A 24848-nucleotide genomic window follows, 5' to 3' on the forward strand; every position below is an offset into this window, starting at 1 on the left:
TCCGGCCCTGTCCGCCCGCGACAGCGGCGGGCAGGGTCGGAAGGGGACGAGCACCAGGAGGGCCGCCATGAACAGCTCATCGACCCGCACCGACCAGGACCCGAGGGTACGGGTGCTGGAGGCGGCCGCCCGGCAGTCCCTGCACGCCCCGTCGGTGTTCAACACCCAGCCCTGGCGCTGGCGGGTCACCACCGACGCCCTCGAACTGCGCGCCGACCCGGACCGGCAGCTCGCCCACACCGACCCGGACGGCCGGCTGCTGATGCTGAGCTGCGGCGCCGCTCTGCACCACGCGCGCGTGTCGCTGGCGGCGGCCGGCTGGGCGGTAACCGTCGAGCGGCTGCCCGACCCGTCGCTTCTGGCCCGGGTGCGTACCACCGGCCCGGTCGACCTGGACGTGCCGGCGGGCCGCCTGGTCGACGCCATTCCGCGCCGCCGCACCGACCGCCGGGCGTACGGTGACCGGCCGGTGCCGGAGGCGGTGCTGGCCCGGCTCGGGGACGCCGTCGAGACCGAGGGCGCGCACCTGCACGTGGTCCGGCCGGACCAGATGCCGATGCTCGCCGTCTCCACCGGTCGCGCGGCGGACGCGGAGCTGGCCGACCCCGCGTACCGGGAGGAGCTGCACCACTGGACCCACCGCCCGGCGGGCAGCGGCGACGGAGTGCCCGCCGCCACCGCCGTGCGGCCGTCCCCGCGGCGGGTGCCGCTGCGCGACTACGCCCCCGGCGGGGCGGCCGGGCTCAGCGCGGGCACGGACTTCGACCGGGGCGCGGCGTACCTGATCCTGTTCGGCGACTCCGACGAGCCGGCGGCGTGGCTGCGCGGCGGTGAGGCGCTGTCGGCGCTGCTGCTCGCCGCCACCGCCGAAGGGCTGGCCAGCGCGCCGCTCAGCGACGCCGTGGAGCTGGCCTGGCCGCGCCGGATGATGCGCGACCTGCTGGCCGGCATCGGCGAGGCGTACCTGGTGGTGCGCGTGGGCTGGGGCCCGGACGCCGAGCTGCCACCGGCACCGCGCCGCGCGCCCGCCGACGTGATCGAGGTGGTGGCCCCATCGCGGTGACCGCGGCGGGGCACTGCCGGCGCGGTGGTCGTCGTAGCCTCGACACGTGTGGGATCTGGACCCGGCCGCCGCGTTCGTGGTCTTCGGCGACCAGGACTCGGGGTGCGTCTCCTACGGCGTGGAGTCGGCGGGCCGGCGCTGGTTCGTCAAACGGGCCGGGACACCGCGGGCGCGCGAGTCGCTGACGCGCGTCCTGGGCCTGCACGCGGCGGTCCGGCACCCCGCGCTCGTGCGGCCCGAGCTGGTGCGCGACGGCACGGACGGCCCGACGCTGGTGTATCCGTGGCGCGACGGCGTCGTGCTCAACCACGCCACCACCGGCGGCGGCAGCGACCGGAGCGGCCTGGCCCGCTTCCAGCGGCTGCCGGTCGCCGAGGTCCGCGTGGCGCTGGAGGTGATCCTCGACGCCCACCTGGCCGTGAGCGCGGCCGGGTACGTGGCGGTCGACCTGTACGACGGCTGCTTCCTCTACGACTTCGAAGCCCGCCGGATGTGGCTGATCGACCTGGACGAGTACCGGCCGGGACCGTTCGTGCTGGACTCCGACCGGCTGCCCGGCTCCCGTCGTTACCTGTCGCCCGAGGAGCTGACCCGGGGAGCGACGATTGACGAGCGCACGACCGTCCATGCGCTGGGTCGTACGCTGCACCACCTGCTCGACGGTCCGTCCGGCTGGCGGGGCACCGCCGCTGAGCGTGCGGTCGTCGACTGGGCCGGCCGACCCGATCCGGCGCAGCGGCACGCCACAGTGGCCGCTCTGGTCGACGACTGGCGGACGGCCTGATCCGCCCGGCCGTCCGACCGTGCTGCGGTGCCCCTGCCCGGTTCGGGGCGTGACTTTCCGTCATCTCGACCCTCGCCGGGCAGTAAGTCACGCAGGGTGACGGTCAACCCGCCCGTCGACTGGGCCGTTTTCTCCACATCGGGCTCCTGAACAGCGGAAACGTCGGAGAGCCCGGCAGCAGCGTCCACACCCCTGCGCGCCCTTTGCTCTGCAGCCGCATACGCGGCGGTGACCGTGAGTTACCGATGCGTCAATGGCTGCAGAGCAAAGGGCGCGAGGCGACCTATCGCTGGGAGGCCTCGTCGCTGACGGCAATCCCGGGTGCGGCCAGGCACCGACGCGACCAAGGCCGAACCGGCCAGGTCCGGCGCGAGCAGGCCCGGCGCGAGCAAGTCCGGCGCGAGCAGGCCCCGCGCGAGCAGGCCCGGCGCACGCCGGGCGCCGGCGTGCCGACGGATCAGCGGGCCGGCAGCGACAATTCCGCATAGTCCACTGTCGCCGCGCACCGCCGCCGAACATATTCACGTCCATCTGTTGACGAGTACGGGATCGACGACAATCATTACTCTCGCTGGATCGACGTATCAACGATGTCGGATCTGGTGGCATTTCTTACCCCTCGACGGGATCGCGCCGGGACCGCGATTCCGCCGGGCGACCATGCCCGGCGAGCGCCCCGGCTAATCCTATCGAGTGAATAGGAATTGTCGCCGCTCGCCCGAGGAGTCCGCCGGTGGACGGGAACAACGACGCTCCCGCACCGAGCCCGCTGAGGCCGGTGCAGAACGGCTCTGAGCTGCCCGAACAGCTCGCCCTGCACGGCGGACGGCCGGTGCGCCGCACGCCCTGGCCGACGTACGACAAGGGCGCGGTTTTCGTGCACACCGAGGACGAGGACGCGGCCATTCGCGCCGTGCGCAGTCACCTCTACTTCCGATATGACCATCGCCCACCGAACGAAACCGAATGTGGGCGGTTCGAGGACGAACTGTGTCGTTATTTCGGCACCCGGCACGCGCTAGCGGTTTCCAGCGGGACCGCCGCGCTGGCGCTCGCCCTGATGGGCGCAGGAGTGCCACCGGGCTCATTGGTGGCCTGCCCCGGATTCACTTTCGTCGCCACCCCCAGCGCCATTGTGCTGGCCGGTTGCCGGCCATTCCTGGTCGAGGTCGACGACGACCTGCGGATGGACCTCGACGACCTGCGTCGCCGCTGGCGGCCGGAGATCCGCGCCGTCATGGTCGTGCACATGCGCGGCTTCGCCGCCGACGTCGAGGCGCTGTCCGCCTTCGCCGCCGAGATGGGCGTGCCGCTCATCGAGGACGCGGTGCCCGCGCTCGGCGCCGAACTGAACGGCCGCAAGCTCGGCACGTTCGGGGCCGCCGGGGCGTTCAGCACCCAGTCCGACAAGGCGCTCAACTGCGGTGAGGGCGGATTTCTGATCACCGACGACAGCACGCTGTTCGCGCGGGCGGTGGCGCTGTCCGGGGCGTACGAGGGGCGGCTGCGGCGGCACTTCCCGCACGGCGAGCCGCCGCTCACCGGCCTGGACCTGCCGCTGCTCAGCCTGCGGATGGACGAGATCCGGGCGGCCCTGCTGCGCGCCGAACTCACCCGGCTGCCGCAGCGGCTGGCGCTGTTCCACCGCAACTACGCGCACGTCAGCGCCGCGCTGGCCGGTCTGTCCGGGATCGCGGTCCGGCGGCCCGTCGCGCCCGGGGCGTACCTCGGGGAGGCGTTCGTGTTCCGCGTGCCCGGCGGCGACGCGGGCTGGTTCGCCCGCGCGTTGCGGGCCGAGGGGATAGACGCCCGCAACATCGGCGCGGACGACGACCTGAACGTCCGGGCGTTCTGGAACTGGCGGTTCCTGTACGACAGCGCCGACCCGGGTGAGATCCGCGCGACGCTGCCGCGCACCGCACGGCTGCTGACCGAGACGGTCGACGTGCCGCTGTCGTCCAACCTCACGCCCGAGGACTGCGACGACCTGGTCCGCGCGGTCCGCAAGGTGGCCGCCGCTCGTGAGACCGCGCTGGTCGGGTCGTGACCGGCACGCAGACCCCGTCCCGGCCCCTGCCCCGGCTCGCGCTCGCAGGCCTGCTCGGCGGGCTGTTCACCGGCTACCTCGGGCTCACAGCGGTGATCCCGGTGCTGCCCGGCTTCCTGCGCGAACGGCACGACGCCGGTGACCTGACCGTCGGTGTGGTGGTCACGGTGACCGCGGTGACCGCGCTGCTGGTCCGGCCGGTCGCGGGCGCGCTCGCCGACCGGCACGGCCACCGGACGGTGATGCTGACCGGGGCGCTCGTGGTGGCCGGCGGCGGCCTGCTCTACCTGGCACCGCTGGACGTGCCCGCGCTCGTCGCGGTCCGGCTGCTGCTCGGCGCCGGTGAGGCGGCGCTGTTCACCGCCGGTGCGGTGTGGATCGTGCAGCTCGCCCCGCACGACCGGCGCGGCCAGCTCATCGGCCTGTACGGGGTGAGCATGTGGGGCGGCATCTCCGCCGGCACGTTCCTCGGCGCCACCGTGCAGCAGGCCGGGTACCAGGCGGTGTGGGTGCTCAGCGCGGTCGCCCCGGCGGTCGGCGCGGCGCTCGTCGCGCTGGTGCCCGCACCGGCGCGTACCGCACCCGCGGCCAAGGGCGCCGGGCTGCTGCTGCGCCCGGCGCTGCTGCCCGGCATCGCGCTCACCTTCGGCGCCGCCGGGTACGCGGGCCTGGCCGCGTTCGTCGTACTGCACCTGGACGCCCGGGGCATCGGCCACGGCGTGGTGGTGCTGAGCGTCTTCAGCGCCGTGTACGCCGGCACCCGCCTGGTCATCGGGCACCTGCCCGACCGGCTCGGCCCTCGCCGGGTGGCCACCTGGTGCGGGGTGGGCGAGGCGGTCGGTCTGCTGGTCATCGCGGTCGCGCCGAACCTGCCGGTCGCGGTGGCCGGCAGCGTGGTGATGGGCGTCGGGTTCTCCCTGCTGCACCCGTCACTGGCGCTGATGGTGATGAACCGCACCGACCCGGCGCGGCAGGGCGCGGCGATCGGGGCGTACACCTCGTTCTGGGATCTCGGGCTGGCGGTGTGGGGGCCGGCGACCGGCCTGGTCGCGGCCGGTCTCGGTTATCCGGCGGTGTTCGTCGCGGGCGCGACCGGCGCGGCGGTCGCCGCCGCGATGGCGCTGCGCATCGGCCGGCCGTCGCCCGTGCCCGCGCCGGCGGCGGAGGTACGCGCGGCATGAACGCACCGGTGACCGTCCTGAGCGTCAACGGCTGGTGCCGCAACGGCAGCACCATCATCGGCAACGTCCTCGGCGAGGCGCCCGGTGTGGTGCACGTCGGTGAGCTGCACTTCCTGTGGAAGAACTCGACCGGGCGCGGCGTGAACGACAGGTGCGGCTGCGGCGCCGCGCTGACCGGCTGTCCGCTGTGGTCGGCGGTGCTGCCGCTGGGCCGCCCGGCCGGGATGCCGGCGGACGCGCACGCCGCCGAGGTGATCCGGCGGCAACGGGCGCGGCTGCGGACGCGGCACACCTGGCGGCTGCTGCGCCGGGGCGCGTACGACGCGGACACCCGGGCGCACGCCGACCTGCTCGGCGCGGTCTACCGCGAGGTGGCCGCGCGCACCGGCGCCCGGGTGATCGTGGACAGCACCAAGATCCCCGGTGAGTCGTCGTTGCTGCCGCACGTGCCGGGCGTCGAGGCGTACTGGCTGCATCTGGTGCGTGACCCGCGCGCGGTGGCGCACTCGTGGCGGGAGCCGAAGGAGTACGTCTACGCGATGTCGGCGGCGCGCAGCACCGCGTACTGGCACGGGTTCAACCGGGCCTCGGCGGCGATCAACCGGCGGTATCCGGGCCGGTCGGCGTTCCTGCGCTACGAGGACTTCACCGCCGACCCGGCCGGCACCATCGGTGCCCTGCTGAAGCTGGTGGGCGTCGACCCGGCGGCCAACCCGGTGCGGGACCGGACCGTCGAGCTGCACGGCAACCACACGGTCACCGGCAACCCGGACCGGTTCAGAACCGGCCCGACCGTGATCCGGGACCGCGACGACGGGTGGCGACGCACCCTGACCGGCCGGCAGCGGCTGGCCGTGGCGGCGCTGGCCTGGCCGCTGTCCACCCGGTACGGCTACCGGTCCGGCGGGCCGGCCGGTGACCCGGCGTACCCCGGCGCGGCGGCCCGCGTCGGCGAGACGGAGAGGTGAGAACGTGGATCTGGGGCTCAAGGGCCGGGTGGCGCTCGTCGCCGGTGGCACCAGCGGCATCGGGCTGGCCTGTGCGAAGGAGTTCGCCGCGGAGGGCGCGCACGTGGCGGTGTGCGGGCGTGACCCGCAGCGGCTCGCCGCCGCCGAGCGGGAGCTGACCGCTGTGGCCTCCGGCCGGGTCAGCGCGACCGGCGTGGACCTCACCGATACCGTCGCCGCGGCACGCTGGGTGGACCGGGTCGCCGCCGAGCTGGGCGGGGTGGACGTGCTGGTGGTCAGCGGCGGCAGCCCGCCGGTCGGCACCGCCACCGGTTTCGGCACCGACGACTATCGGGCGGCCGTCGACCGGGTGCTGCTGCCGGCGGTCGCGGTGTCGATGGCCGCGCTGCCGCACATGCGCGCCGCGGGCTGGGGGCGGCTGCTGCTGGTGGCCTCCGAGACCGCCTGCGTGCCGATCGGACCGCTCGTGCTGTCCGGGGTGACCCGGGCGGCGCTTGTCCGCTTCGCCCAGGGCCTCGCCGCCGACGTGGGCCGCGACGGCATCACCGTCAACGTCCTCGCGCCCGGCGGTGTGCGTACGCCGCCGATGGAACGCGCCGCGGCCCGGCTCGCCGGCGCGGACGGCGACGTCGAGGCGCGGCTGTCCGCGATGGGTCACCACAGCGCCGTCGGCCGGCTGGCCAGGCCCGAGGAGGTCGCCGCGGTGGCCGCCTTCCTGGCCGGCGAGCGGGCGTCGTACGTGACCGCCGGGGTGCACCTGATCGACGGCGGCGCCTCCGCCACCGGCCCCGACCTGCCCCACCTCACCGGCGTCCGCAAGGACACCTACGCCTGACCCACCGACCGCCGCACAAGGGAGTGCCATGTCCACGACCAGCCGGTTCACCGAGCGGGACGTCTCCGAGTTCTTCGACCAGACCACGCAGACGTACCTCAGTTTCTGGGACAGCGAGGGCGTGCTGCACACCGGGTACTTCACCGGGGAGGACGACACCGACTACCACGCGGCGGCCGACCGGACCTCCGACATCCTCGCCGCCGACGCCGGCATCGACGCCTCGGCGAACGTGCTCGACGTGGGCTGCGGCTGCGGCAACTTCCTGCTGCGCCTGGCCGCCCGTACCGGATGCCGGGGCGAAGGGCTGGACCTGAGCATCGAGCGGGTGCGCTTCGCCGAGCAGCGGCGCGCCGAGCGGGGCGCCTCGCTTCCCGTGTCGTTCCGGCACGGTTCGGCCACCGCCCTGCCGTACGCCGACGGCACGTTCACGCATGTGGTCAGCCAGGACGCGCTGTTCCTGGTGCCGGACAAGCCGCGCAGCCACGCCGAGATGTTCCGGGTGCTCGCCCCCGGCGGGGTGCTCGCGGTGTCCGACTTCCTCCAGCCCACCGAGCGGATCGGCGAGGCGGCCCGCAGGCACGTCTACGACCGGGTGCGCTGGAACGACGGCTACTCGCTCGACGGCTACCGCCGGGCGCTGGCGGAGGCCGGGTTCGTGGACGTGGTCGCCCGCAGTCTCGACGCGCACATCAGGCAGACGTACCGGGTGCTGGGCCGCACCGCCCGGGAGCGCGCGGAGACGACGGCGGACGAGGCGGCGCGGACCTGGATCCTCGGCTTCGCCGACTCGTGCGACGAGATCCAGGCGGCGATCGACAGGGGCGAGTTCGGCTGGGGCATGTTCGTCGCCCGCAAGCCGGCCTGAGGAAGGGGACAGCAGATGTCACAGCGCACCGACACCGTGAAGCGGACGATCGCCGAGGTGGTCGCCGAACGGAAGACGCAGATGTCGCCCGGCGCGACGTTCGTCGAGGCGTTCGCCAAGGACGGTTTCGACACGAGCGTCGACTACGACGTGACGATCACCGACTCGCTGACCAGTTCCCGGCGCAAGCCCCGCTACCCCTCGCGGAACATGCTCAAGGTGGTGGACCTGTCCCGGGATCCGCAGGACTACTACTGGCACGAGAGCCCGCCCCGCCCGGACGACCCGGCGGTGGACGGCGCGGACCTGCGCCGGGAGGCGGCGAACCACTTCCACCGCTCCCCCATCCCGCCGCTGCTCACCACCACCGCGTGGGTGCAGGTGCCGGACACGCTGTGGGAGGACCCGGTCAGCTTCGCCCAGTTCATCGACTACCGGCTGGTGGTGCGGCTGGCCACCGCGGAGAACCACACCATCCTGCGCGGCGAGGGCGGACTGCTGACCATGCCGGAGCTGGGCCGGCTCACCGACCCGGGGCCGTTCGCGTCCACCGTCCTGGCCGCGTGCAACGAGGTCGAGCAGATGGGCAGCACCGCCGACGGGCTGATCATCAACCCGGCCGACTACTACCGGCTGCTGGGCAGCGGCTCGCTGATGCGCGACGTGGAGGACAACGGCGTGTTCATCGTCCGTACCCGGCTGGTCGACCCGGGCACCGCGATCGTCGGGGACTTCGGCCACGGCGCGCTGCTTTTCGACGCCGGCCGGTCCACCATCGGGTTCGCCGAGCCGCCGCCGGGCACGTTCGCCGAACCCGGGGTGGCGCTGCGCGCCGAGATCTGGGAGCGGGTCGTGGTGAACCTGCCCACCTGCTTCTTCGTCGTCACGCTCTGACCGGCGGCGACGGATGACGACGCCGGCCCGAACCGACCCCGACGTGCTGGTCGTCGGCGCGGGCGTGGTGGGCCTGTGCTGCGCCTGGTTCCTGCGCCGCGCCGGGCACACCGTGACGGTGGTCGACCGGGGCGAGGTCGGCGACCCGGCGGCCTGCTCGGCCGGGAACACCGGTTTCGTCGGCACCCAGGGCTCGGCGCCGCTGGCCGAGCCCGGGGTGCCGGCCACCGGGATCCGCTGGCTGTTCAGCCCGGAGAGCCCGTTCGCGGTCCGGCCCCGGCTCGACGGCGCGTTGCTGGCCTGGCTGTGGCACTTCCGCCGGCACTGCACCGAACGGCACGCCCGCGCCGGGTTCGAGACGCTGCTCGCGCTCAAGCAGCGAAGCCTCGCGCTGCTGCGCGAGATCTGCGCCGAGGACGAGCTGGCCGGGACACTCACCGAACGCGGCATGATCCTCGCCTGCCACACCGAGCAGGGGTACGCCAAAGCGCGCCGGACGATCCCGGCCGCGACCGCGCGCGGCGTGCCGCTGCGCGAGCTGGACCGGGCCGAGCTGGCCCGGCTGGAACCCGGCGTCGAGTTCGCGGTGGCCGGGACGCTGCTCAACGAGGAGGGCGCCGCGCTGCGCATCCCGGCGTTCCTGGTGGCGCTCGCGCGGGCGCTGCGGGCCCGCGGCGTGGACGTCGTCACCGGCGCGGAGGTACGCGACTTCGAGGTGACCGGGCGGCGGGTACACGCGGTTCGCACCACCAGGGGTGAGCTGCGCCCGACCGAGGTGGTGATCGCCGCCGGGGTGTGGTCGGCGGCCTGCGCCCGGATGCTCGGCGTCGGGCTGACGCTGCAACCGGCGAAGGGCTACACCGTCACGCTGCCCGCCGGCCCGGGCACGCCGACCCGGCCGGTGCTGCTCAGCGAGGGCAAGGTCGCGGTGATGCCGCTGGGTGACCGGGTGCGCGTCGGCGGCACGCTGGAGCTGTCCGGGCTGGACGCGTCGATCTCACCGCGCCGCGTCGACGGGATCCTGCACACCGCGCGGCGGTACCTGCCGGCTCTGGACACCGGCCGGCGCCTGGACGTGTGGAGCGGCCTGCGCCCGTGCACCCCGGACAGCCTGCCGCTGATCGGGCGGGCCGACGGCTACGACAACGTCAGCGTGGCCACCGGGCACGGGCACATCGGGATGGGCCTGGCCCCGGCCGGCGGGCAGCTGCTCGCCCAGCTTCTCTCCGGCGCCGAGCCGGACCTGCCGCTGGAGACGTTCGCCCTGGACCGCTTCCGGAAGGGAATCTCGTGAGCGACCGGCCGGAGATCGGGGTGCTCTGCCTCGACACCAGCTTCGACAAGATCCCCGGGCACATCCGCAACCCGGACACGTTCGACTTCCCGGTGCGCTACCGGGTGGTCGAGGGCGCCACCCCGCGTCGGCTGGTCCGCGAGGCCGACCCGACGCTGCTGCAACCGTTCGTCGACGCGGCCCGCGATCTGGAGGCGGCCGGGGTCGCCGGGATCACCGGCGCGTGCGGGTTCCTCGTGCTGTTCCAGGCCGAACTCGCCGCCGCGGTGCGCGTCCCGCTGTGGTCGTCGAGCCTGGTGCAACTGCCGATGGTTCACCGGATGGTCGGGCGCCCGGTCGGGCTGCTGGTCGCCGACGAGGCGGCGCTGACCCCGCGCCACCTGGCCGCGATCGGCGCGGCCGACGTGCCGGTGGCGGTCACCGGCATGGCCGGGCAGCCGGAGTTCCGCGAGGTGATGCTGGAGGGGCGGCGCGACGCCCTCGACGTCGAGCGGCTGGCGGCCGAGGTGGACGAGCGGGTCGACGCGCTGGCCCGCGCCCACCCGGGTCTGGGGGCGCTGGTCGTCGAGTGCACCGACCTGGTGCCGTTCGCCCACCGGATCCAGGCGCGGCTGGGTGTGCCGGTGTTCGACATCGTCACGCTGACCACGATGGCGTACGCGAGCCTGACCCGGCGGCCGTACCGTCCGGCCGGGTGACAGCGGGCCGTCGCGCGGAAACCCGCTCCCGGCGCCCGTCCGGCGCTTAGCGTGGGACGAGGGGCGGCCTGCCCGGGGCGCCGGTGAGCGGAGGGAGAACGCGGTGACGGAGCCGGAGGAGGAGCAGGAGAAGACCCGCAAGACCGATCGGGTGCTGTTCTCGCCCGACGGCGACCCGCACCACACGCTGGCCGAGGCGCCCCAGCCGGACGAGCACCTGCCACCCACAGTCACCCGGGACGGCCACACAGAGGTGCTCGACGACGAGCAGTGAGCGCAGCGTCCCGCCCGGGCTCGTGGCCCGCGCGGGACGTGTCGCGTTCAGGGCCACTCGCGGGCCGGGCCGGACGTGCCGCCGGTCAGACCGGCGGGATGCCGGAGCGGCCGATGTCCGACATGTCGTCGCCGATCTCGGTCCGGGTGCCGGCCACCGGCCCGGCGGTCGCCTCGGTCCGGTCCTCAAGGCAGGCGTCGCCGAGCCCGTGCATCAGCTCGCCGACCACGGCGAGAGCCGAGCCCTTGTCCGGGCAGGGCGCACCGGTGGCGAGCACCTGACCGTCGCCGCCGACGACGGTGAATCCCACAGTGCCGTCGGCCTCGCTCTCGATGACGAACTTCATCGTGCTCCTCCCGCCCCGCTCAGCTCACGCCGTGCGTCTGCAACCACAGCTCCAGCAGGCCCAGTTGCCACAGCTTGTTGCTGCCGGCGGCGGCCTGGGCCCGGTCCGGCTCGGCCAGCAGCTCGTCGACGTACGCGCGGCGGAACAGCCCGCGCCGGCGCGCCTCGGGCGCACCCAGCGCCTCGACCACCAACTCTCGCACGGGACCGTCGACGTTGCGCAGCGCCGGCACCGGGAAGTAGCCCTTCGGCCGGTCGATGACCTCGGCGGGCAGCAACTCCCGGGCCACCTCCTTGAGCACGCCCTTGCCGCCCTGGGCCAGCTTGTGCTCGGGCGGGCAGGCCGCGGCGAGCGTGACCAGGTCCTGGTCGAGGAAGGGCGTGCGCACCTCCAGCCCCCACGCCATGCTCATGCTGTCCACCCGTTTGACCGGGTCGTCGGGCAGCATCAGGTGGGTGTCCAGGCGCAGCACCGCGTCCACGGCGGTCTGCGCGCCCGGCGCGGCCAGGTCCGCGGCGACCAGCTCGCCGCTGGCGTCACCGTCGCAGGCGTACGCCGGTTCGACCACCTCGGTCAGCTCGGCGTGGTCGCGGTCGAAGAACGCGGCGGTGAACTCGGCCGTCGCGTCCTCGCGGGCCGAGGCGGCCAGCCGGTGGTGGTAGCCGTAGCCGGCGAACACCTCGTCGGCGCCCTGGCCGGACTGCGCCACCTTCACGTGCCGGGCGACCTGCTCGGAGAGCAGGTGGAACGCCACCACGTCGTGGCTGCCCATCGGCTCGGTCATGGCCGCCACGGTGGCGCGTACGGCCGGGCCCAGATCGCCGTCCGCGAGCCGGATGCGGTGGTGGTCCGTGCCGAACGTGCGGGCGACCAGGTCGGAGTAGTGGAACTCGTCGCCGGTCTCGTCGCCGCGGCTGTCGAAGCCGATGCTGAACGTCTGGAGGTGGTGCTGTCCGGCTCCGTCCAGCAACGCCACGATCATGCTGGAGTCGAGGCCGCCGGAGAGCAGCACCCCGACCGGCACGTCCGCGACCAGCCGACGGCGTACGGCGGTGCGCAGCGCGTCCCCGACGGCGGCCCGCCAGTCTGCGGCGTCCATGCCTTCGTGGGCCGGGTCGCGCCGGTACTCGGGCCGCCAGTAGACGCGCTCGCGGCTGCGCCCGTCGGCCTCGATCACCCGGACGGTGGCCGGGGGCAGCTTGCGGATGCCGCGCAGGATCGTGCGCGGCGCCGGCACGATCGAGTGCCAGGACAGGTAGTGGTGCAGCGCGACCGGGTCGATGCCGGTGTCCACGTCGCCGCCGGCCAGCAGCGCCGGCAGCGTGGAGGCGAACCGGAGCCGGCCGGGCGACCCGGCGAGGTAGAGCGGCTTGATGCCCAGCCGGTCGCGGGCCAGCACGAGGCGGCGCCGCCGCCGGTCCACCAGCGCCACCGCGAACATGCCGACCAGGTGGTCGACGAACCGCTCCCCCCACTGCGCGTACGCCACCAGGATCACCTCGGTGTCGCTGGTGCTGTGGAACGTGTGCCCGGCGGCGCGCAGCTCGTCGCGCAGCTCCGGGTAGTTGTAGACGCAACCGTTGAAGACCAGGGCCAGGCCGAGGTCGTCGCGGACCATCGGCTGGGCGCCGGCCTCGGACAGGTCGATCACGGTGAGCCGACGGTGCCCGAGGGTGATCCAGCCGTCGCTCCACGCGCCCTCACCGTCCGGGCCGCGGGAGCGCATGGCCGCGGTCATCCGGTTCACCGCGTCGGTGTCGGGGGTGGCCCCGTCGAACCTGGCCTCACCGCTGATCCCGCACATCTCAGCGCCCACCGGTCAGTCGCGGAGCACTCACCATGCCAACCTCCCGCCGCGTCGTCTCCCGGGCGGTCCGCCGGGTACGGCGACTACCCGGCATGTGGCGAAGGAAACCCGGATGGGCGGTTGCCGAGCCGGGCACGGCGAGCCGTCGTACGGTGGCGGTACGGGCCATGTCCCCGGGCGGTCCGGCCACGGGACGTGGCCAGGATCAACGACGCCTGCCAGGAGGACGTGTGTTCGCCAATTCCGAGGAACTCCTGCGATACCTCACCGACGAGGACGTGAAGTTCGTCGACGTACGTTTCTGTGACCTGCCCGGCGTGATGCAGCACTTCAACCTGCCGGTCGAGTCGTTCGACGACAGCGTCTTCACCGACGGTCTCGCCTTCGACGGGTCCTCGATCCGCGGCTTCCAGTCGATCCACGAGTCGGACATGCTGCTGCTGCCGGACGTGTCGACGGCTTTCATCGACCCGTTCCGCACGCAGAAGACGCTGGCGTTGAACTTCTTCGTCCACGACCCGTTCACCCGGGAGGCGTACTCCCGCGACCCGCGCAACGTGGCGAAGAAGGCCGAGGCGTATCTGGCGGCGAGCGGGATCGCGGACACCGCGTACTTCGGTGCGGAGGCGGAGTTCTACATCTTCGACTCGATCCGCCACGAGACGTCGGCGCACCAGTCGTTCTACTACATCGACTCGATCGAGGGCGCCTGGAACAGCGGCCGGATCGAGGAGGGCGGCAACCGCGGCTACAAGACCGCGTACAAGGGCGGCTACTTCCCGGTGCCGCCGGTGGACCACTACGCCGACCTGCGCGACAGCATGGTCCGCCGGATGGTGGACGCCGGTTTCACCGTCGAGCGTTCGCACCACGAGGTGGGCACGGGCGGGCAGTCGGAGATCAACTACAAGTTCTCGACGCTGCTGCACTCGGCGGACGAGCTCCAGCTCTTCAAGTATCTGATCAAGAACGAGGCGTGGGCGCACGGCAAGACCGCGACGTTCATGCCCAAGCCGCTGTTCGGTGACAACGGCTCCGGCATGCACACCCACCAGAGCCTCTGGCGCGGCGGCGAGCCGCTGTTCTACGACGAGACCGGCTACGCCGGCCTGTCCGACACCGCCCGCTGGTACATCGGCGGACTCCTGCACCACGCCCCCTCGCTGCTCGCCTTCACCAACCCCACGATCAACTCCTACCGTCGTCTGGTGCCCGGCTTCGAGGCCCCGGTCAACCTGGTCTACTCGCAGCGCAACCGCTCCGCCTGCACCCGCATCCCGGTCACCGGCAGCAACCCGAAGGCCAAGCGCGTCGAGTTCCGCGTCCCCGACCCGTCCAGCAACCCTTACCTGGCGTTCTCCGCGATGCTCATGGCCGGTCTCGACGGCATCAAGAACAAGATCGAGCCGCCGGCGCCGATCGACAAGGACCTCTACGACCTCCCGCCGGAGGAGTGGGGCGACGTCAAGCAGGTGCCCGGTTCGCTGCCCGAGGCGCTGGCGGCGCTGGAGGCCGACCACGACTACCTGCTCGACGGCAACGTCTTCACCGACGACCTGATCTCCACCTGGGTCGACTGGAAGAACGCCAACGAGGTCGACCCGGTCCGGCTGCGGCCCACGCCGCACGAGTTCGCGCTCTACTTCGACTGCTGAGCCGTACCGCCACCGCCCCCGCCACCCGCGGGGGCGGTGGTCGGCGGAAACGGCCTCGGGCCGGCCTCCGCCCTCGTACCGTCGAGACATGACTCCGCCTCACGACGACACGCCGACCGTTCCGTGCCGGTGGAGCCGTCGGTGAGGCCGCGGCCCACCACCACCGCCACCACCCAGCAGATCCCCACCGTCCTGACCCTCGGGGTGGAAGAGGAGTTCCTGCTGCTGGACCCGGCCACCGGCGAGAGCATGCCGGTCGCCGACCGGGTACGCGACGCGCTCTCCGGCACCGCCCGCGAGCAGACCCGGCAGGAGTTCCGGCACAGCATGGTCGAGATGGTGACGCCGGTCAGCCCGGATCTCGCAGAGCTGCGGGAGCATCTGGTGACGCTGCGCGGGGCGGCCGCACGCGCGGCCGACACGGCCGGGGCGCGGCTGGTCGCGGTCGGCGCCACGCCGGTCTGCGAGGCCCACCGCACGGTGCCCGACGAGCAGCGCTACCACGACATGTCCCGCCGGTTCGGCCCGGTCGCCCACGACCCGGCGGTCTGCGGCTGCCACGTTCACGTCGGCGTGCCGGACCGGGAACTGGCCGTGCAGGTCTGCAACCACCTGCGCCCGTGGCTGCCGGTGGTGCAGGCGCTCACCGCGAACTCGCCGCTGCACGACGGGCGGGACACCGGGCACGCGAGCTGGCGCTCGATGCAGCTGGAACGCTGGCCGAGCATCGGACCGACGCCGCACTTCGACTCCGCCGCGGACTACGACGCCACGGTGGCGGACCTGATCACCGCCGGGATCATGCTCGACGCCGCGATGGTCTACTGGTACGCCCGCCCGTCCGCGTCGTACCCCACAGTGGAGGTCCGCGTCGGCGACGTCTGCCCCACCGTCGACGACACAGTGCTGGTCGCCGGGCTGGTCCGGGCGCTCGTGGCCACCCTGATCGACGACGTCCGCGCGGGAGTGCCCGCGCCACGCATCCGGGACTGCCTGGTGGCCGCCGCGCACTGGCGGGCCGCCCACGACGGCGTCGACGGCCGGCTCGTCGACCTGCGCACCGGGCGGCCCCGGCCCGCCTGGGACCTCGTCGACGACCTGTTCGTCACCGTCACACCCGCGCTGACCCGCCACGGTGACCTGGACCTGGTCCGGCGCGAGCTGGACCGGGTACGCCGGGACGGCACCGGCGCCACCCGGCAACGACGGATCATGGCCGAGACCGACGGGGACGTCCGCGCCGTACTGGCGCACCTGGCCGCACAGACCGTCTCGACGTGAGCCGATGACCGCCCCGGACCGGGCCCACGACCGGTCAGCGCAACCCGGCGAACAGGTCGTCCTCGGGCGTGGCCGCGCCGGTGGTGTCCCGCACCCGCACGAACGTCTCCATGCCCATCAGCTCGGTGAACCGCTCCTGCCCCAGACGCAGGAAGAAGATGTTCTCCGCCTGGCTGGCGTGCGCGGCGAGCGAGGCGAACTTCTGCCCGCCGTAGCCGCGGGTGTCGACCCAGGTGGTGATCTCGTCGTCCGGCAGGCCCAGCGCCGGCATCTCGTCGGTCGCCTCCGGCTCGGGGAACTCCACCTCGATCTCCCGCATGACGGTGCCGAACTGCTGGAACGCGCTGCGCGGCACTGTGGTCCAGTAGACCTTGGCCGGGATGCCGGTCTGCTCGACCGCGGCCATGGTGATCCGGTGGGCCTGGATGTGGTCCGGGTGGCCGTAGAAGCCGTTCTCGTCGTAGGTGACCACGACATCGGGGCGGTAGCGCCGGATCAGCTCGGCCAGCCGGCCGGCCGCCTCGGCCACCGGCGTGTTCCAGAACGCGCCGGGCGCGTCGTTCGTCGCCCAGCCCATCATCCCGGAGTCGCCGTAGTCGAGCGTCTCCAGGTGGGTGACCTTCAGCGCCTCGCAACTCGCGGCCAGTTCGGCGCGCCGCATCTCGATTACGGCCTTCGGGTCGTGCCCGGGGTCGCCCGGCTTGATCCCGCCGGGGCCGTCGCCGCACCCCCCGTCGGTGCACGTCACGAGCACTGTGGTGACGCCCTCGGCCGCGTAGCGCGCCAGGACGCCGCCGGTGCTCGTCGCCTCGTCGTCGGGGTGCGCGTGCACCGCCATCAGGGTCAGGGATCGATCGGTCACCCCGTCACCATACGAGCATCGGCCGACGAACTAGCATTGCCCGGTCCGCAGACGGCGACGGAAGCGAGGCGCGATGGGTTGGCTCCAGCGGTTGCTCGGTGGCGGACGGGTCGAACTGGACCCTGCACGTCAGCAGGAGCTGCTGCGGGACGTCCGGCAGTCCTACGGGACGCACGCCCGCCTCCGGTTCCCGGAGCAGGCCGATGCGATCACCCGGCTGCTGTCCGATGACGACGGTCTCGTGGTGGCCGCCGGGATCGTCTGCGAGGCCGCCGACCAGGCGCACGCCGACCTGCTCGCCCAGGCGCAGGAGGTGTTCCGGCGCACCGGGCGGCGACTGCTGGTGCACCGCCGCAACTACCGGCCCCTGTGGAAGGAGGCCGGGCCGGCGCTGCGCTGGCCGCTCGGCGCGCTGCCCAGCGGGCTGCACCCGTACGCGCAGGTCACCGCCGCCGTGGCGGTGGTCGGCGGGCGGGCCGACCGGCTGGACCGGGTGACCGACCCGCAGCCGTTCGTGACGCGCCTGTTCGAGGTGCTCGACCTGACCACCGCGGGCTGGGAGTTCGGCCGGGTGCGTGTGGACACCGACAGCGCGACGCTCGTGGAGCGGCTGATGGGCACCGGCGCGCGGGTGCTCGCCACGATGGACGACCCGCCCCGGTTGCCGCCGGCGGTGCGGGAGATGATGCGCCGCAACCACCGCATCGCCGTGTACGACCCGGCCGGTCCCCGCGTCGTCGGCGAGCTGAACCTGGGCGCGCGGCTGCGCGAGACGCTGCTGGCCTGACCGGCGGTACGCCCCGCCCCGGCCGGGTGGCCGCGGCGGGGCGCGTCGCGGGTCAGGTGGTCGTGCAGGTGAGGTTCGCCGGCGGGTTGTTGGTGCCGCCGGCCGTGCCGATGAAGCCGAACGTGGTGGAGCCGCCGGCCGGCAGTGATCCGTTGTAGTCGACGTTGCGCACCGTCACGTTCGCGCCGTTCTGGGTGTGCGTGCCGCTCCAGATCTGGTTGATCACCTGCCCGTTCGGGAACGTCCAGGACACCGTCCAGCCGCGGATCGCGGTCGCGCCGGCGGTCACCGTGACCTCGGCCTGGAAGCCGCCGGACCACGAGCCGGTGATCGCGTACGTGGCACGCGCGCCGGACGGCGCCGGGGAGCTGGTGGTCGGGGTCGGGGTCGGGGTCGGAGTGGGTGAGGGCGTGGACGTCGGTGTGGCCGTCGGCGACGGCGTCACGCCGGGCCGCGCCGCCCGGTAGGTGTGCCCGGCGCGGACGGTGAGCGCGACGACGTCGGACTCCGGGCGGGTGGTGGCGGGTGTGCTGCCGTCGGTGAGGTCGGCGACGGTGAAGGTGCCGGCGAACAGCCGGGACCGCAGGCGCAGCGTGCCGTCGCGGTCGGCGCGGACGGCGATCTCGTCGGCCTGGCCGCTGCTCCAGGTCAGCCCCACCGTGTAACCGCCCCGGCCGCGCAGGCCCGCGACCTGCCCGGCGGGCCAGGCACTCGGCAGCGCGGGCAGCAGGTGCAGCTCGCCGGTGTGACTGTGCAGCAGCATCTCGGCGATGCCCGAGGTGGCCCCGAAGTTGCCGTCGATCTGGAACGGCGGGTGCAGGTCGAACATGTTCGGCGCGAGCCGGTCGGTGCGCACCAGGTCGCGCAGGAGCTTGTGGGCGCGGGAGCCGTCCTCCAGGCGGGCCCAGAAATTGATCTTCCAGGCGAGGGACCAGCCGGTCCCGTCGTCGCCGCGCAGCTCCAGCGTCTTACGGGCGGCCTCGTACAGCGCCGGGGTGCCGCGCCTGGTGATCTGGTTGCCGGGGTGCAGCCCGTACAGGTGGGAGACGTGCCGGTGGGTGCGCTCGGTCTCGACCCAGTCGGCCAGCCACTCCTGCACGTTGCCCCGGGAACCGACGCGGCTCGGCGGCAGCCGGTCCCGGGCGGTGCGCACCTGGGACCGGAAGGTGGTGTCGACGCCGAGGACCTCGCTCGCCCGGGCCGCCGCGTCGAACAGGTCGCGCAGGATCTGGTTGTCCATCGTCGGGCCGGCGCAGACGCTGGCGTCGGCGTGGTGCGCCAGCTCCGGCGAGTTCGACGGGTTCGTCACCAGGTAGCCGAGCGTCGGGTGGGCGACGAGGGTGTCGAGGAAGAACTGGGCGGCGCCCTTGAGAGCCGGGTAGTTGGCCTGGAGGAATCCGAGGTCGCCGGTGAACAGGTAGTGGTCCCAGATGAGCGTGCTCAGCCAGGCCCCACCGGTCTGCCACATGCCCCAGAACGCGCCGTCCACGACCGACGCGCCCCGCCAGGCGTCGGTGTTGTGGTGGGTGACCCAGCCGCCGGCGCCGTACTGCGCCTGGGCGACCCGCGCGCCGGTCACGGTGAGGTCCTTGGTCATGTCGAAGACCGGCAGGAAGCACTCGGACAGGTTCGTGGTGTCGGCCGGCCAGTAGTTCATCGGCAGGTTGGCGTTGACCGTGTACTTCGAGTCCCAGGACGGCGTCAGCGAGTCGTTCCAGATGCCCTGGAGGTTCGCCGGCTGGGTGCCCGGCCGCGACGACGAGATCAGCAGGTACCGCCCGAACTGGAACAGCAGCGCGGCGAACTGCGGATCGTTCGTGCTCGCGTGCTGCGCGATCCGCACGTCGGTGGGCTGGTCCGCGGCGGCGGTGCGGCCCAGGTCGACCGTGACCCGGTTGAACAGGGCCTGGTAGTCGGCGCGGTGGCGGGTACGCAGCTGGTCGACGTCGACGCCCTTGGCGGCGTTCAGCCGGTTGCGCCCGATGCCCTGGTAGTCGCCGTTGACGGTGCGGTAGTTGACATAGCTGGACCCGATCGAGATCAGGACCGTCACGCTGGTGGCGCCGGACACCCGCAGCGTGCCGCCGGAACTGCTGACCGTGCCACCGGTGACGGCGGCGTGGGCCAGCGCGAGGAACCGCACCGAGCCGTTTACCCCCTCCATCGAGCCGGAGATGCCGTCGAGTGCCACTGTCGCGCCGTCGGGGCTGGACATGGTGGTCCGCTGCGGGCTGTCGAAGGTGGCGGAGAACGTGATCGAGTTCGCCCGGTCGGCGGTCAGCCGGAGCACGATCACCTGGTCGGGCGCGCTGGCGAACACCTCCCGCTGGTGCCGTACGCCGTTCAGCACGTAGGTGGTGGTCACCGTGGCGGTGGTGAGATCGAGCGTCCGGTTGTACTGGGTCGCCCCGCTCGCCGACCCGAAGGCGAGCCGGAGGTTCCCGACTGTCTGGTAGGCGAGCTGACCGCCCGGACTGCCCATCATGGTCTGGTTGATCAGATCCTGGGCCGAGGTCCACTGGTCGGCGAAGACGCGGCGCCGGATCTCGGCCAGGTTGGCCGCGCCCCGGGTGTTGGCCGAGTCGTACGGGCCGCCGGCCCAGACGGTGTCCTCGTTGAGCTGGAGCCGTTCGGTGTCGACGTTGCCGAACACCATCGCGCCGAGGCGCCCGTTGCCGATCGGCAGGGCGCGCAGCCAGTCGGTGCCGGCCGGTTCGTCGTACCAGAGTGCCAGGTCGTTGGCGGCCAGCACCTGTGGTGGCGCCGCCGAGCCGGCGCGCGCGGCGGCGCTCCAGGCGGCCGGTACCAGCGCGGCGCCGGCGCCCGCCGCCGTTGCCTTGATGATGTTTCGTCGTGTCACTTCGGACATGGTTGCTCCCAACCGCGCAGATCAGAGGGCGGTCCCGGGTGCGCGACGGTGCTGTTATCGCTAACAGACTCCGCTCGCGCACCCGGACGCCGCATTTCTGCCACTACGCGCCCAGGGCTCCCGACCGGGCGACACATCAGCCAACATGGACTCTCATGGATGAAGTGACACCGCGTCAAGGGGTGTTACCGCTAACAGATCCGATCCGTGGTCCACTCGCCGGGCCGAACGGGGCGCCGGGTCGGCCGGCCGGCCGACCCGGGCCACGTGCACGATGCGCTCCGGCGCCACGTCCAGCAGCGTGCCGAGCGCCTCCCGGGTGTCGGCCACGTCGATCATCTGACTGAGCGGGTGCGCGGCCAGCCCGGCCGTGTGCAGCGTCAGCCACGTCCGCATCAGCACCCGTCCGAACTCGACCTGGCCGGCCGCGTCCAGGCCGGGCGGGGCGACGAGCGCCAGCACCGCGCCGCCCTGCGCGAGCGGGTCACCGCCCGCGGCGGCGAGCAGCCGGGGCAGCCCCAGCGGACGCAACGCCGGGTACGCCGCGAGCGCCACCCGCAGCCCGGTGGCCGCCGCCCGGCCCAGCCCGAGGCAGCGGTCACTGAGCCCGTCGGTCCGGTAGCGCGGGCCCGACCGGTCCAGGCGCAGCCAGCGGCGCAGCTCCGCGACCACCGCCGGGTCGGCGTACACCTGCCGGTCGGCCGTGCGCAGCAGCGCGCGCAGCCGCCCGGCCGCCGGCACGACGCGGACCGCGCCACCGGCCCGCCGGGCGACCGCGTCCACTGCCGCTACCACGTCGGCGTCCGGGCCGGCGGCGAACCGGCCCCGGTGGGTACGCCGGTCCCACACGTCGGCGGTGCGGAACGGCGTCCGGTACGGCTGCCGTCCCGGCCGCAGCCGGCCCACCCGCCGGTCGGACTCGTCGTGGTCGGCGGCCCAGTCCAGCCGCAGCCCCGCGTCGGCTGCGACGATCAGGCAGGTCTCCACGAACGCGCCCAGCGACAGCCGCAGGTCCCGCCCGGTCGGGTCGCCCGCGGGCAGCGCGTCGGCCGGATCCCACCCGACGGTGATCGCCCAGCGCTCGTAGCGCAGCCGCCACGGCTGGGTGTTGTGCGCGCTCGGGGCCCGCCAGCACAACGGCTCCAGCGCGTGGAACGCGGCGAGGTCCATGGTCACCGCTCCTTGGCGTAGAACGTGTAGCCGTGCAGCGGGCGTCCGCCCAGGCGCCGGTACTGGGCGGCCGACGCCGGATTGTCCCGCCCGACGTACGTGCTGCGCAGCGCCGTGTAGCCACCGGCGTGCAGGTTGCGGTGCAGGTGCTCGGACAGCAGCCGCTGGTAGCCGCGCCCCTGGAACTCCGGCACCACGCCCTTGACGATCAGCACCGCCTCCCGGCGGTACCGGCGGCGGGTGGCCAGCAGCCACAACTGGTTGACCGGGTTCAGGTCGCCGCGGACCGCGACCAGGAAGTCGCTGATGTCCGGCACGCAGAGCACGAACGCCACCGGGCGCCCGTCGCGGGTCAGGTAGAGCAGCAAAGACTCGTCCAGCAGGTACGCCAGCCCGTCGGTCTGCCGCCGCAGCTGCGCCGCCGAGATCGGCGTGTAGTAGCCGAGCTGGGCGAAGGAGTCGTTGAGCATCCCGCGCAGCAGGCCGAGCTGCTCGTCGAGCCGCCGGGTGCTCCCCCGGTGCAGTTCCAGCCGGGCGCCGTCGGGCTCGACACCCGGGCCCGGGCCCGGTCCAGCCGGCGGCGGGACCGGGCAGATCCAGGTGTCGGAGACGAACCGCCCGGTGAACCCGTACGCCTCGTACGCGTCCGGGTAGTGCGGCGGGTTCCACGCACTGTCCACGAAGCCCCGGTCGGCGTACCCGGAGGTGATCACGCCGCCGGCCTGGTTGGGCAGCAGCGCCACCGGGCCGAACAGCAGGTCCCGGCCGGGTGTGGCGTGCGTGCTGATCGCGTCGAACAGCGGCCCGGCGGCGGACGGGGTGAACTCGGTGAGCCCGAACAGCTGGCACCGGCGGCCCAGCTTCGCGTCGAGGTCCGCGTCGGTGTGCAGCGTGGTGCGCCCGACCACGGTGCCGGTGGCGTCGCGCAGCACGTACATCGGCACGCCGTCGCGCCACCAGCGGCGGATCTGCTGCCGGGGCGTCGGCACGAACCGGGGCTCGTCCGCGTACAGCCGGTCGGTGAGCGTAAGGAAGTCGCGCAGGCCGCGCCGGCCGGTCACGCGCTCGAACCGGTGGCCGGTCATCGGCGCACCGCCGGTCCGGCCGTCTCCGGGCCCAGCGGCGTGAACTGCTCGATGTGGCCCATCGCGCCGTCCTCGGCCCGCCACGCGCCGTTGGAGTAGCCGTCAGGGGACGCGGTGTAGAGCCGGATGAAGCCGGCGGTGGCGTTACGGTTGCCGTCGGTCAGCCACATCATCAGCTTGCGATGGTGCCGGGTGCGGGCGAAGCGCAGCAGCGCGTCCCGGTCGGTGAAGAACGCGATCGTGCCGAGCGTCAGCGGGAACTGCCAGTAGACGGTGTGCCAGCAGTAGCCGGACATCCGGCGCATGTCGCGCACCATCCGGATCCAGTCGGGGGCCAGGCGCAGCAGCACCAGCGGGTTCGCGTACCGGGTACCGCCGATGAACATGGCGCCGGCACGGGCCTGGGCCGGGGCGCGGGAGAAGTCACGGGTACGCATCGCTCACCTCACCAGGTAGACGTTCTTGATCTTCTGCATGGCGGCGAACGGGCCGCCGTCCGGTTCGTGCAGCTCCACCCGCAGGTCACCGGCGGTCGGGTCCTCCACCAGGGACTGCGCGAAGTCCCGCGACACCGAGGTCAGGTGCGCGCGTACCCCGTCGCGGCAGGCGTCGGAGAGCGCCGCGCGTACGTCGGCGTCCAGCGGGCGGCGCAGCTCGACGTGGATCACCGGCCGCGTCTCCAGCGCCGCGTCCTCGTGCAGAGTCAGGCAGAACCGGCTGATCTCGGCGGCGTACGGGTTGCCGGTGTAGAGGCCGTACTCGACGTCCTGCGGGTAGAGGTTCGCGCCCAGGTAGGACACGGTGGAGTCGCTGCGGCCGAACAACAGCAGCAGCGGCAGCGTCATCCGCTCCTCGGCCACCGCGGTACGGAACTCGGCGCGGCGTACCGGGTCGGCGTGGGCCAGCTCGACGATCCGCCGGTACGGCACCAGCAGTGCCTCGTCACCCACGTTGTAGCGTAGTCGCGGCTGGAGCACGTGCGGGCTCGTCACAGTGCAGAGCAGTTCCCGCCGGTCGTTGGTCTCCAGGTAGGTGGCGAACGGGTTGTACTGGAACACCATCGGCAGCCGCTGCTCGCCGCGGCCGAGCAGTTCCGCGCGCAGCCCCGCGTCGGTGCGCAGGCGCCGCCGCAGCCACACCGTGAACCGGGTCTCCGCGCCGATGCCGATGGTCAGGTCCGACGCGCCGTACGCCGACCGCACCCGCACGAACCGCTGCTCCAGGTAGTCGCGCAGCGCCTCGGTCATGCCCTCGCCGCCGCAGCTGGCGAAGATCCGGTACCGCGACCAGGGGAAGTCCTCGGCGTCGAGCCGGTCCCGCAGGTGCTTGAGGAACGGCGGGTACGCGGTCACCAGGTAGTCGCGGCCGGGACCGAACTCGCGCAGCGTGTCGACGATCTTCCCGAGGTCGGGACCGGTGTTCTTCACGGTGGCGATCCGGGCCATCGCCGCGCCGGTGGTGGTGCCGGTCGCCCAGGCGCCCATCGAGTACGCGTTGATCACGAACGGCCGGCGCATCGGGAACGCCAGCCCGGTGTAGCCGGCGATGTCGCGGTGTATGCCCCGCAGCTCTCGCTCGCCGCGCGGCCAGTTGAACGGCCGCCCGGACGATCCGGCCGACTCGTCGACCACCACGCCGCGCTCCGGCAGCCGCCCGTCCCGGCAGCGGGCGGAGGCGTCGTACGCCATGACGTACCCACGCTTGTCGGTCTCCGGGAAGTCCCGCAGCCGACGGCGCAGGCCGCCCGGGCGGGCCCGCAGGAACGCCTGGTAGGCGGGCACCCGCCGGGCCGCCCGCACGCAGGTCGACCGCGCGTTCGCGGCGGCGAGCCGGTCGAGGACCGGGTGGTGGCGCCGGGCCAGCCAGCGCCAGCCGGCCGGGTGGTGGGCGACGAGCCGGGCCAGCGCGGCGACCGCGCGGCCGGCGGGGGCCAGCGCGGCCTCGGCGGGCAGGGGCGTGTCGACGGTACGTGCAGCGGCGTGTCGGTGCAGCGTCTCGGCCATGACAAGCATCCTGTCGACGCCCCGGCGCCGCCGCCTGAGCCGCGAGACGGTGATCCGCTGAGTATCCCTACCCAGGC

The 24848-nt window shown here is 73.4% G+C and carries 23 protein-coding genes; 15 read left to right on the top strand and 8 right to left on the bottom strand.

What is annotated here, in order from left to right; genetic code table 11:
- Positions 1-67: 67 nt before the first annotated feature.
- From F8279_RS01395 to F8279_RS30150, 12 genes are all read left to right on the top strand, one after another.
- Complete coding sequence (locus F8279_RS01395) at positions 68-1063, top strand: nitroreductase family protein (RefSeq protein WP_151498854.1); 996 nt, start codon at positions 68-70, stop codon at positions 1061-1063.
- A 46-nt stretch (positions 1064-1109) separates the two neighbouring features.
- A complete protein-coding gene (locus tag F8279_RS01400) occupies positions 1110-1847 on the top strand; it encodes a serine/threonine protein kinase (RefSeq protein ID WP_151498855.1) in 738 nt (245 codons plus the stop codon).
- A gap of 245 nt (positions 1848-2092) precedes the next feature.
- Complete coding sequence (locus tag F8279_RS30145) at positions 2093-2335, top strand: hypothetical protein (RefSeq protein WP_192580596.1); 243 nt, start codon at positions 2093-2095, stop codon at positions 2333-2335.
- A gap of 245 nt (positions 2336-2580) precedes the next feature.
- The gene (locus tag F8279_RS01410; protein ID WP_151498856.1) at positions 2581-3894 is read left to right on the top strand and encodes a DegT/DnrJ/EryC1/StrS aminotransferase family protein; all 1314 of its coding nucleotides are present in this window, start codon (positions 2581-2583) and stop codon (positions 3892-3894) included.
- Positions 3891-5075, top strand: a complete 1185-nt coding sequence (locus F8279_RS01415) for an MFS transporter (protein ID WP_151498857.1) — start codon at positions 3891-3893, stop codon at positions 5073-5075. Before F8279_RS01410 ends, F8279_RS01415 begins: the two co-directional genes overlap by 4 nt.
- Positions 5072-6043: a sulfotransferase gene (locus F8279_RS01420; RefSeq protein ID WP_151498858.1), complete on the top strand. Its 972-nt coding sequence runs from the start codon at positions 5072-5074 to the stop codon at positions 6041-6043. The genes F8279_RS01415 and F8279_RS01420 overlap by 4 nt, the downstream gene beginning before the upstream one ends.
- 4 nt (positions 6044-6047) lie before the next feature.
- Positions 6048-6878, top strand: a complete 831-nt coding sequence (locus F8279_RS01425; RefSeq protein ID WP_151498859.1) for an SDR family NAD(P)-dependent oxidoreductase — start codon at positions 6048-6050, stop codon at positions 6876-6878.
- Between the two features lie 28 nt (positions 6879-6906).
- Complete coding sequence (locus F8279_RS01430) at positions 6907-7746, top strand: class I SAM-dependent methyltransferase (protein ID WP_151498860.1); 840 nt, start codon at positions 6907-6909, stop codon at positions 7744-7746.
- A 15-nt stretch (positions 7747-7761) separates the two neighbouring features.
- Positions 7762-8640 (top strand): family 3 encapsulin nanocompartment shell protein, encoded by an 879-nt coding sequence (locus F8279_RS01435; RefSeq protein ID WP_151498861.1) that lies wholly within the window; start codon positions 7762-7764, stop codon positions 8638-8640.
- Between the two features lie 13 nt (positions 8641-8653).
- Positions 8654-9934 carry an FAD-binding oxidoreductase gene (locus F8279_RS01440; protein WP_151498862.1) on the top strand — a complete coding sequence of 427 codons (1281 nt, stop codon included), beginning with the start codon at positions 8654-8656 and terminating at the stop codon, positions 9932-9934.
- On the top strand, positions 9931-10632 hold the full coding sequence (locus tag F8279_RS01445; protein ID WP_151498863.1) for an aspartate/glutamate racemase family protein: 702 nt from the start codon (positions 9931-9933) through the stop codon (positions 10630-10632). The genes F8279_RS01440 and F8279_RS01445 overlap by 4 nt, the downstream gene beginning before the upstream one ends.
- A gap of 103 nt (positions 10633-10735) precedes the next feature.
- Positions 10736-10906 (top strand): hypothetical protein, encoded by a 171-nt coding sequence (locus tag F8279_RS30150; protein ID WP_162959107.1) that lies wholly within the window; start codon positions 10736-10738, stop codon positions 10904-10906.
- A gap of 85 nt (positions 10907-10991) precedes the next feature.
- Here the strand turns inward: F8279_RS30150 and F8279_RS01450 are convergent, their stop codons facing one another.
- Positions 10992-11252 carry a hypothetical protein gene (locus F8279_RS01450; RefSeq protein WP_151498864.1) on the bottom strand — a complete coding sequence of 87 codons (261 nt, stop codon included), beginning with the start codon at positions 11250-11252 and terminating at the stop codon, positions 10992-10994.
- Positions 11253-11271: 19 nt separating this feature from the next.
- Positions 11272-13056: an N-acetylglutaminylglutamine amidotransferase gene (locus F8279_RS01455; protein WP_151498915.1), complete on the bottom strand. Its 1785-nt coding sequence runs from the start codon at positions 13054-13056 to the stop codon at positions 11272-11274.
- A 233-nt stretch (positions 13057-13289) separates the two neighbouring features.
- On the opposite strand from F8279_RS01455, the gene glnA reads away from it, so the two are divergent.
- Together glnA and F8279_RS01465 are read left to right on the top strand one after the other, a co-directional pair.
- Positions 13290-14714, top strand: coding sequence for a type I glutamate--ammonia ligase (gene glnA, locus F8279_RS01460; protein WP_151498865.1), 1425 nt, complete (start codon positions 13290-13292; stop codon positions 14712-14714).
- 141 nt (positions 14715-14855) lie between these two features.
- Positions 14856-15995, top strand: coding sequence for a glutamate--cysteine ligase (locus tag F8279_RS01465; protein ID WP_151498866.1), 1140 nt, complete (start codon positions 14856-14858; stop codon positions 15993-15995).
- A 34-nt stretch (positions 15996-16029) separates the two neighbouring features.
- Here F8279_RS01465 and F8279_RS01470 read toward each other — a convergent pair whose 3' ends face one another.
- Positions 16030-16857, bottom strand: coding sequence for a PIG-L family deacetylase (locus tag F8279_RS01470; RefSeq protein ID WP_151498867.1), 828 nt, complete (start codon positions 16855-16857; stop codon positions 16030-16032).
- 73 nt (positions 16858-16930) lie between these two features.
- On the opposite strand from F8279_RS01470, the gene F8279_RS01475 reads away from it, so the two are divergent.
- Positions 16931-17644, top strand: a complete 714-nt coding sequence (locus F8279_RS01475; protein WP_151498868.1) for a hypothetical protein — start codon at positions 16931-16933, stop codon at positions 17642-17644.
- Between the two features lie 52 nt (positions 17645-17696).
- Here F8279_RS01475 and F8279_RS01480 read toward each other — a convergent pair whose 3' ends face one another.
- From F8279_RS01480 to F8279_RS01500, 5 genes are all read right to left on the bottom strand, one after another.
- Positions 17697-20513, bottom strand: a complete 2817-nt coding sequence (locus tag F8279_RS01480) for a glycoside hydrolase N-terminal domain-containing protein (protein WP_151498869.1) — start codon at positions 20511-20513, stop codon at positions 17697-17699.
- 153 nt (positions 20514-20666) lie between these two features.
- A complete protein-coding gene (locus F8279_RS01485) occupies positions 20667-21683 on the bottom strand; it encodes a nitroreductase (protein ID WP_151498870.1) in 1017 nt (338 codons plus the stop codon).
- Positions 21684-21685: 2 nt separating this feature from the next.
- On the bottom strand, positions 21686-22768 hold the full coding sequence (locus tag F8279_RS01490; RefSeq protein WP_151498871.1) for a hypothetical protein: 1083 nt from the start codon (positions 22766-22768) through the stop codon (positions 21686-21688).
- Entirely contained in the window at positions 22765-23205 is a 441-nt protein-coding gene (locus F8279_RS01495) for a DUF4188 domain-containing protein (protein ID WP_151498872.1), read from the bottom strand. Before F8279_RS01495 ends, F8279_RS01490 begins: the two co-directional genes overlap by 4 nt.
- Before the next feature lie 3 nt (positions 23206-23208).
- Complete coding sequence (locus tag F8279_RS01500; RefSeq protein ID WP_151498873.1) at positions 23209-24771, bottom strand: phenylacetate--CoA ligase family protein; 1563 nt, start codon at positions 24769-24771, stop codon at positions 23209-23211.
- Positions 24772-24848 lie beyond the last annotated feature (77 nt).

It is taken from the genome of Micromonospora sp. AMSO1212t (assembly GCF_008868145.1).
GTDB lineage: Bacteria > Actinomycetota > Actinomycetes > Mycobacteriales > Micromonosporaceae > Micromonospora > Micromonospora tulbaghiae.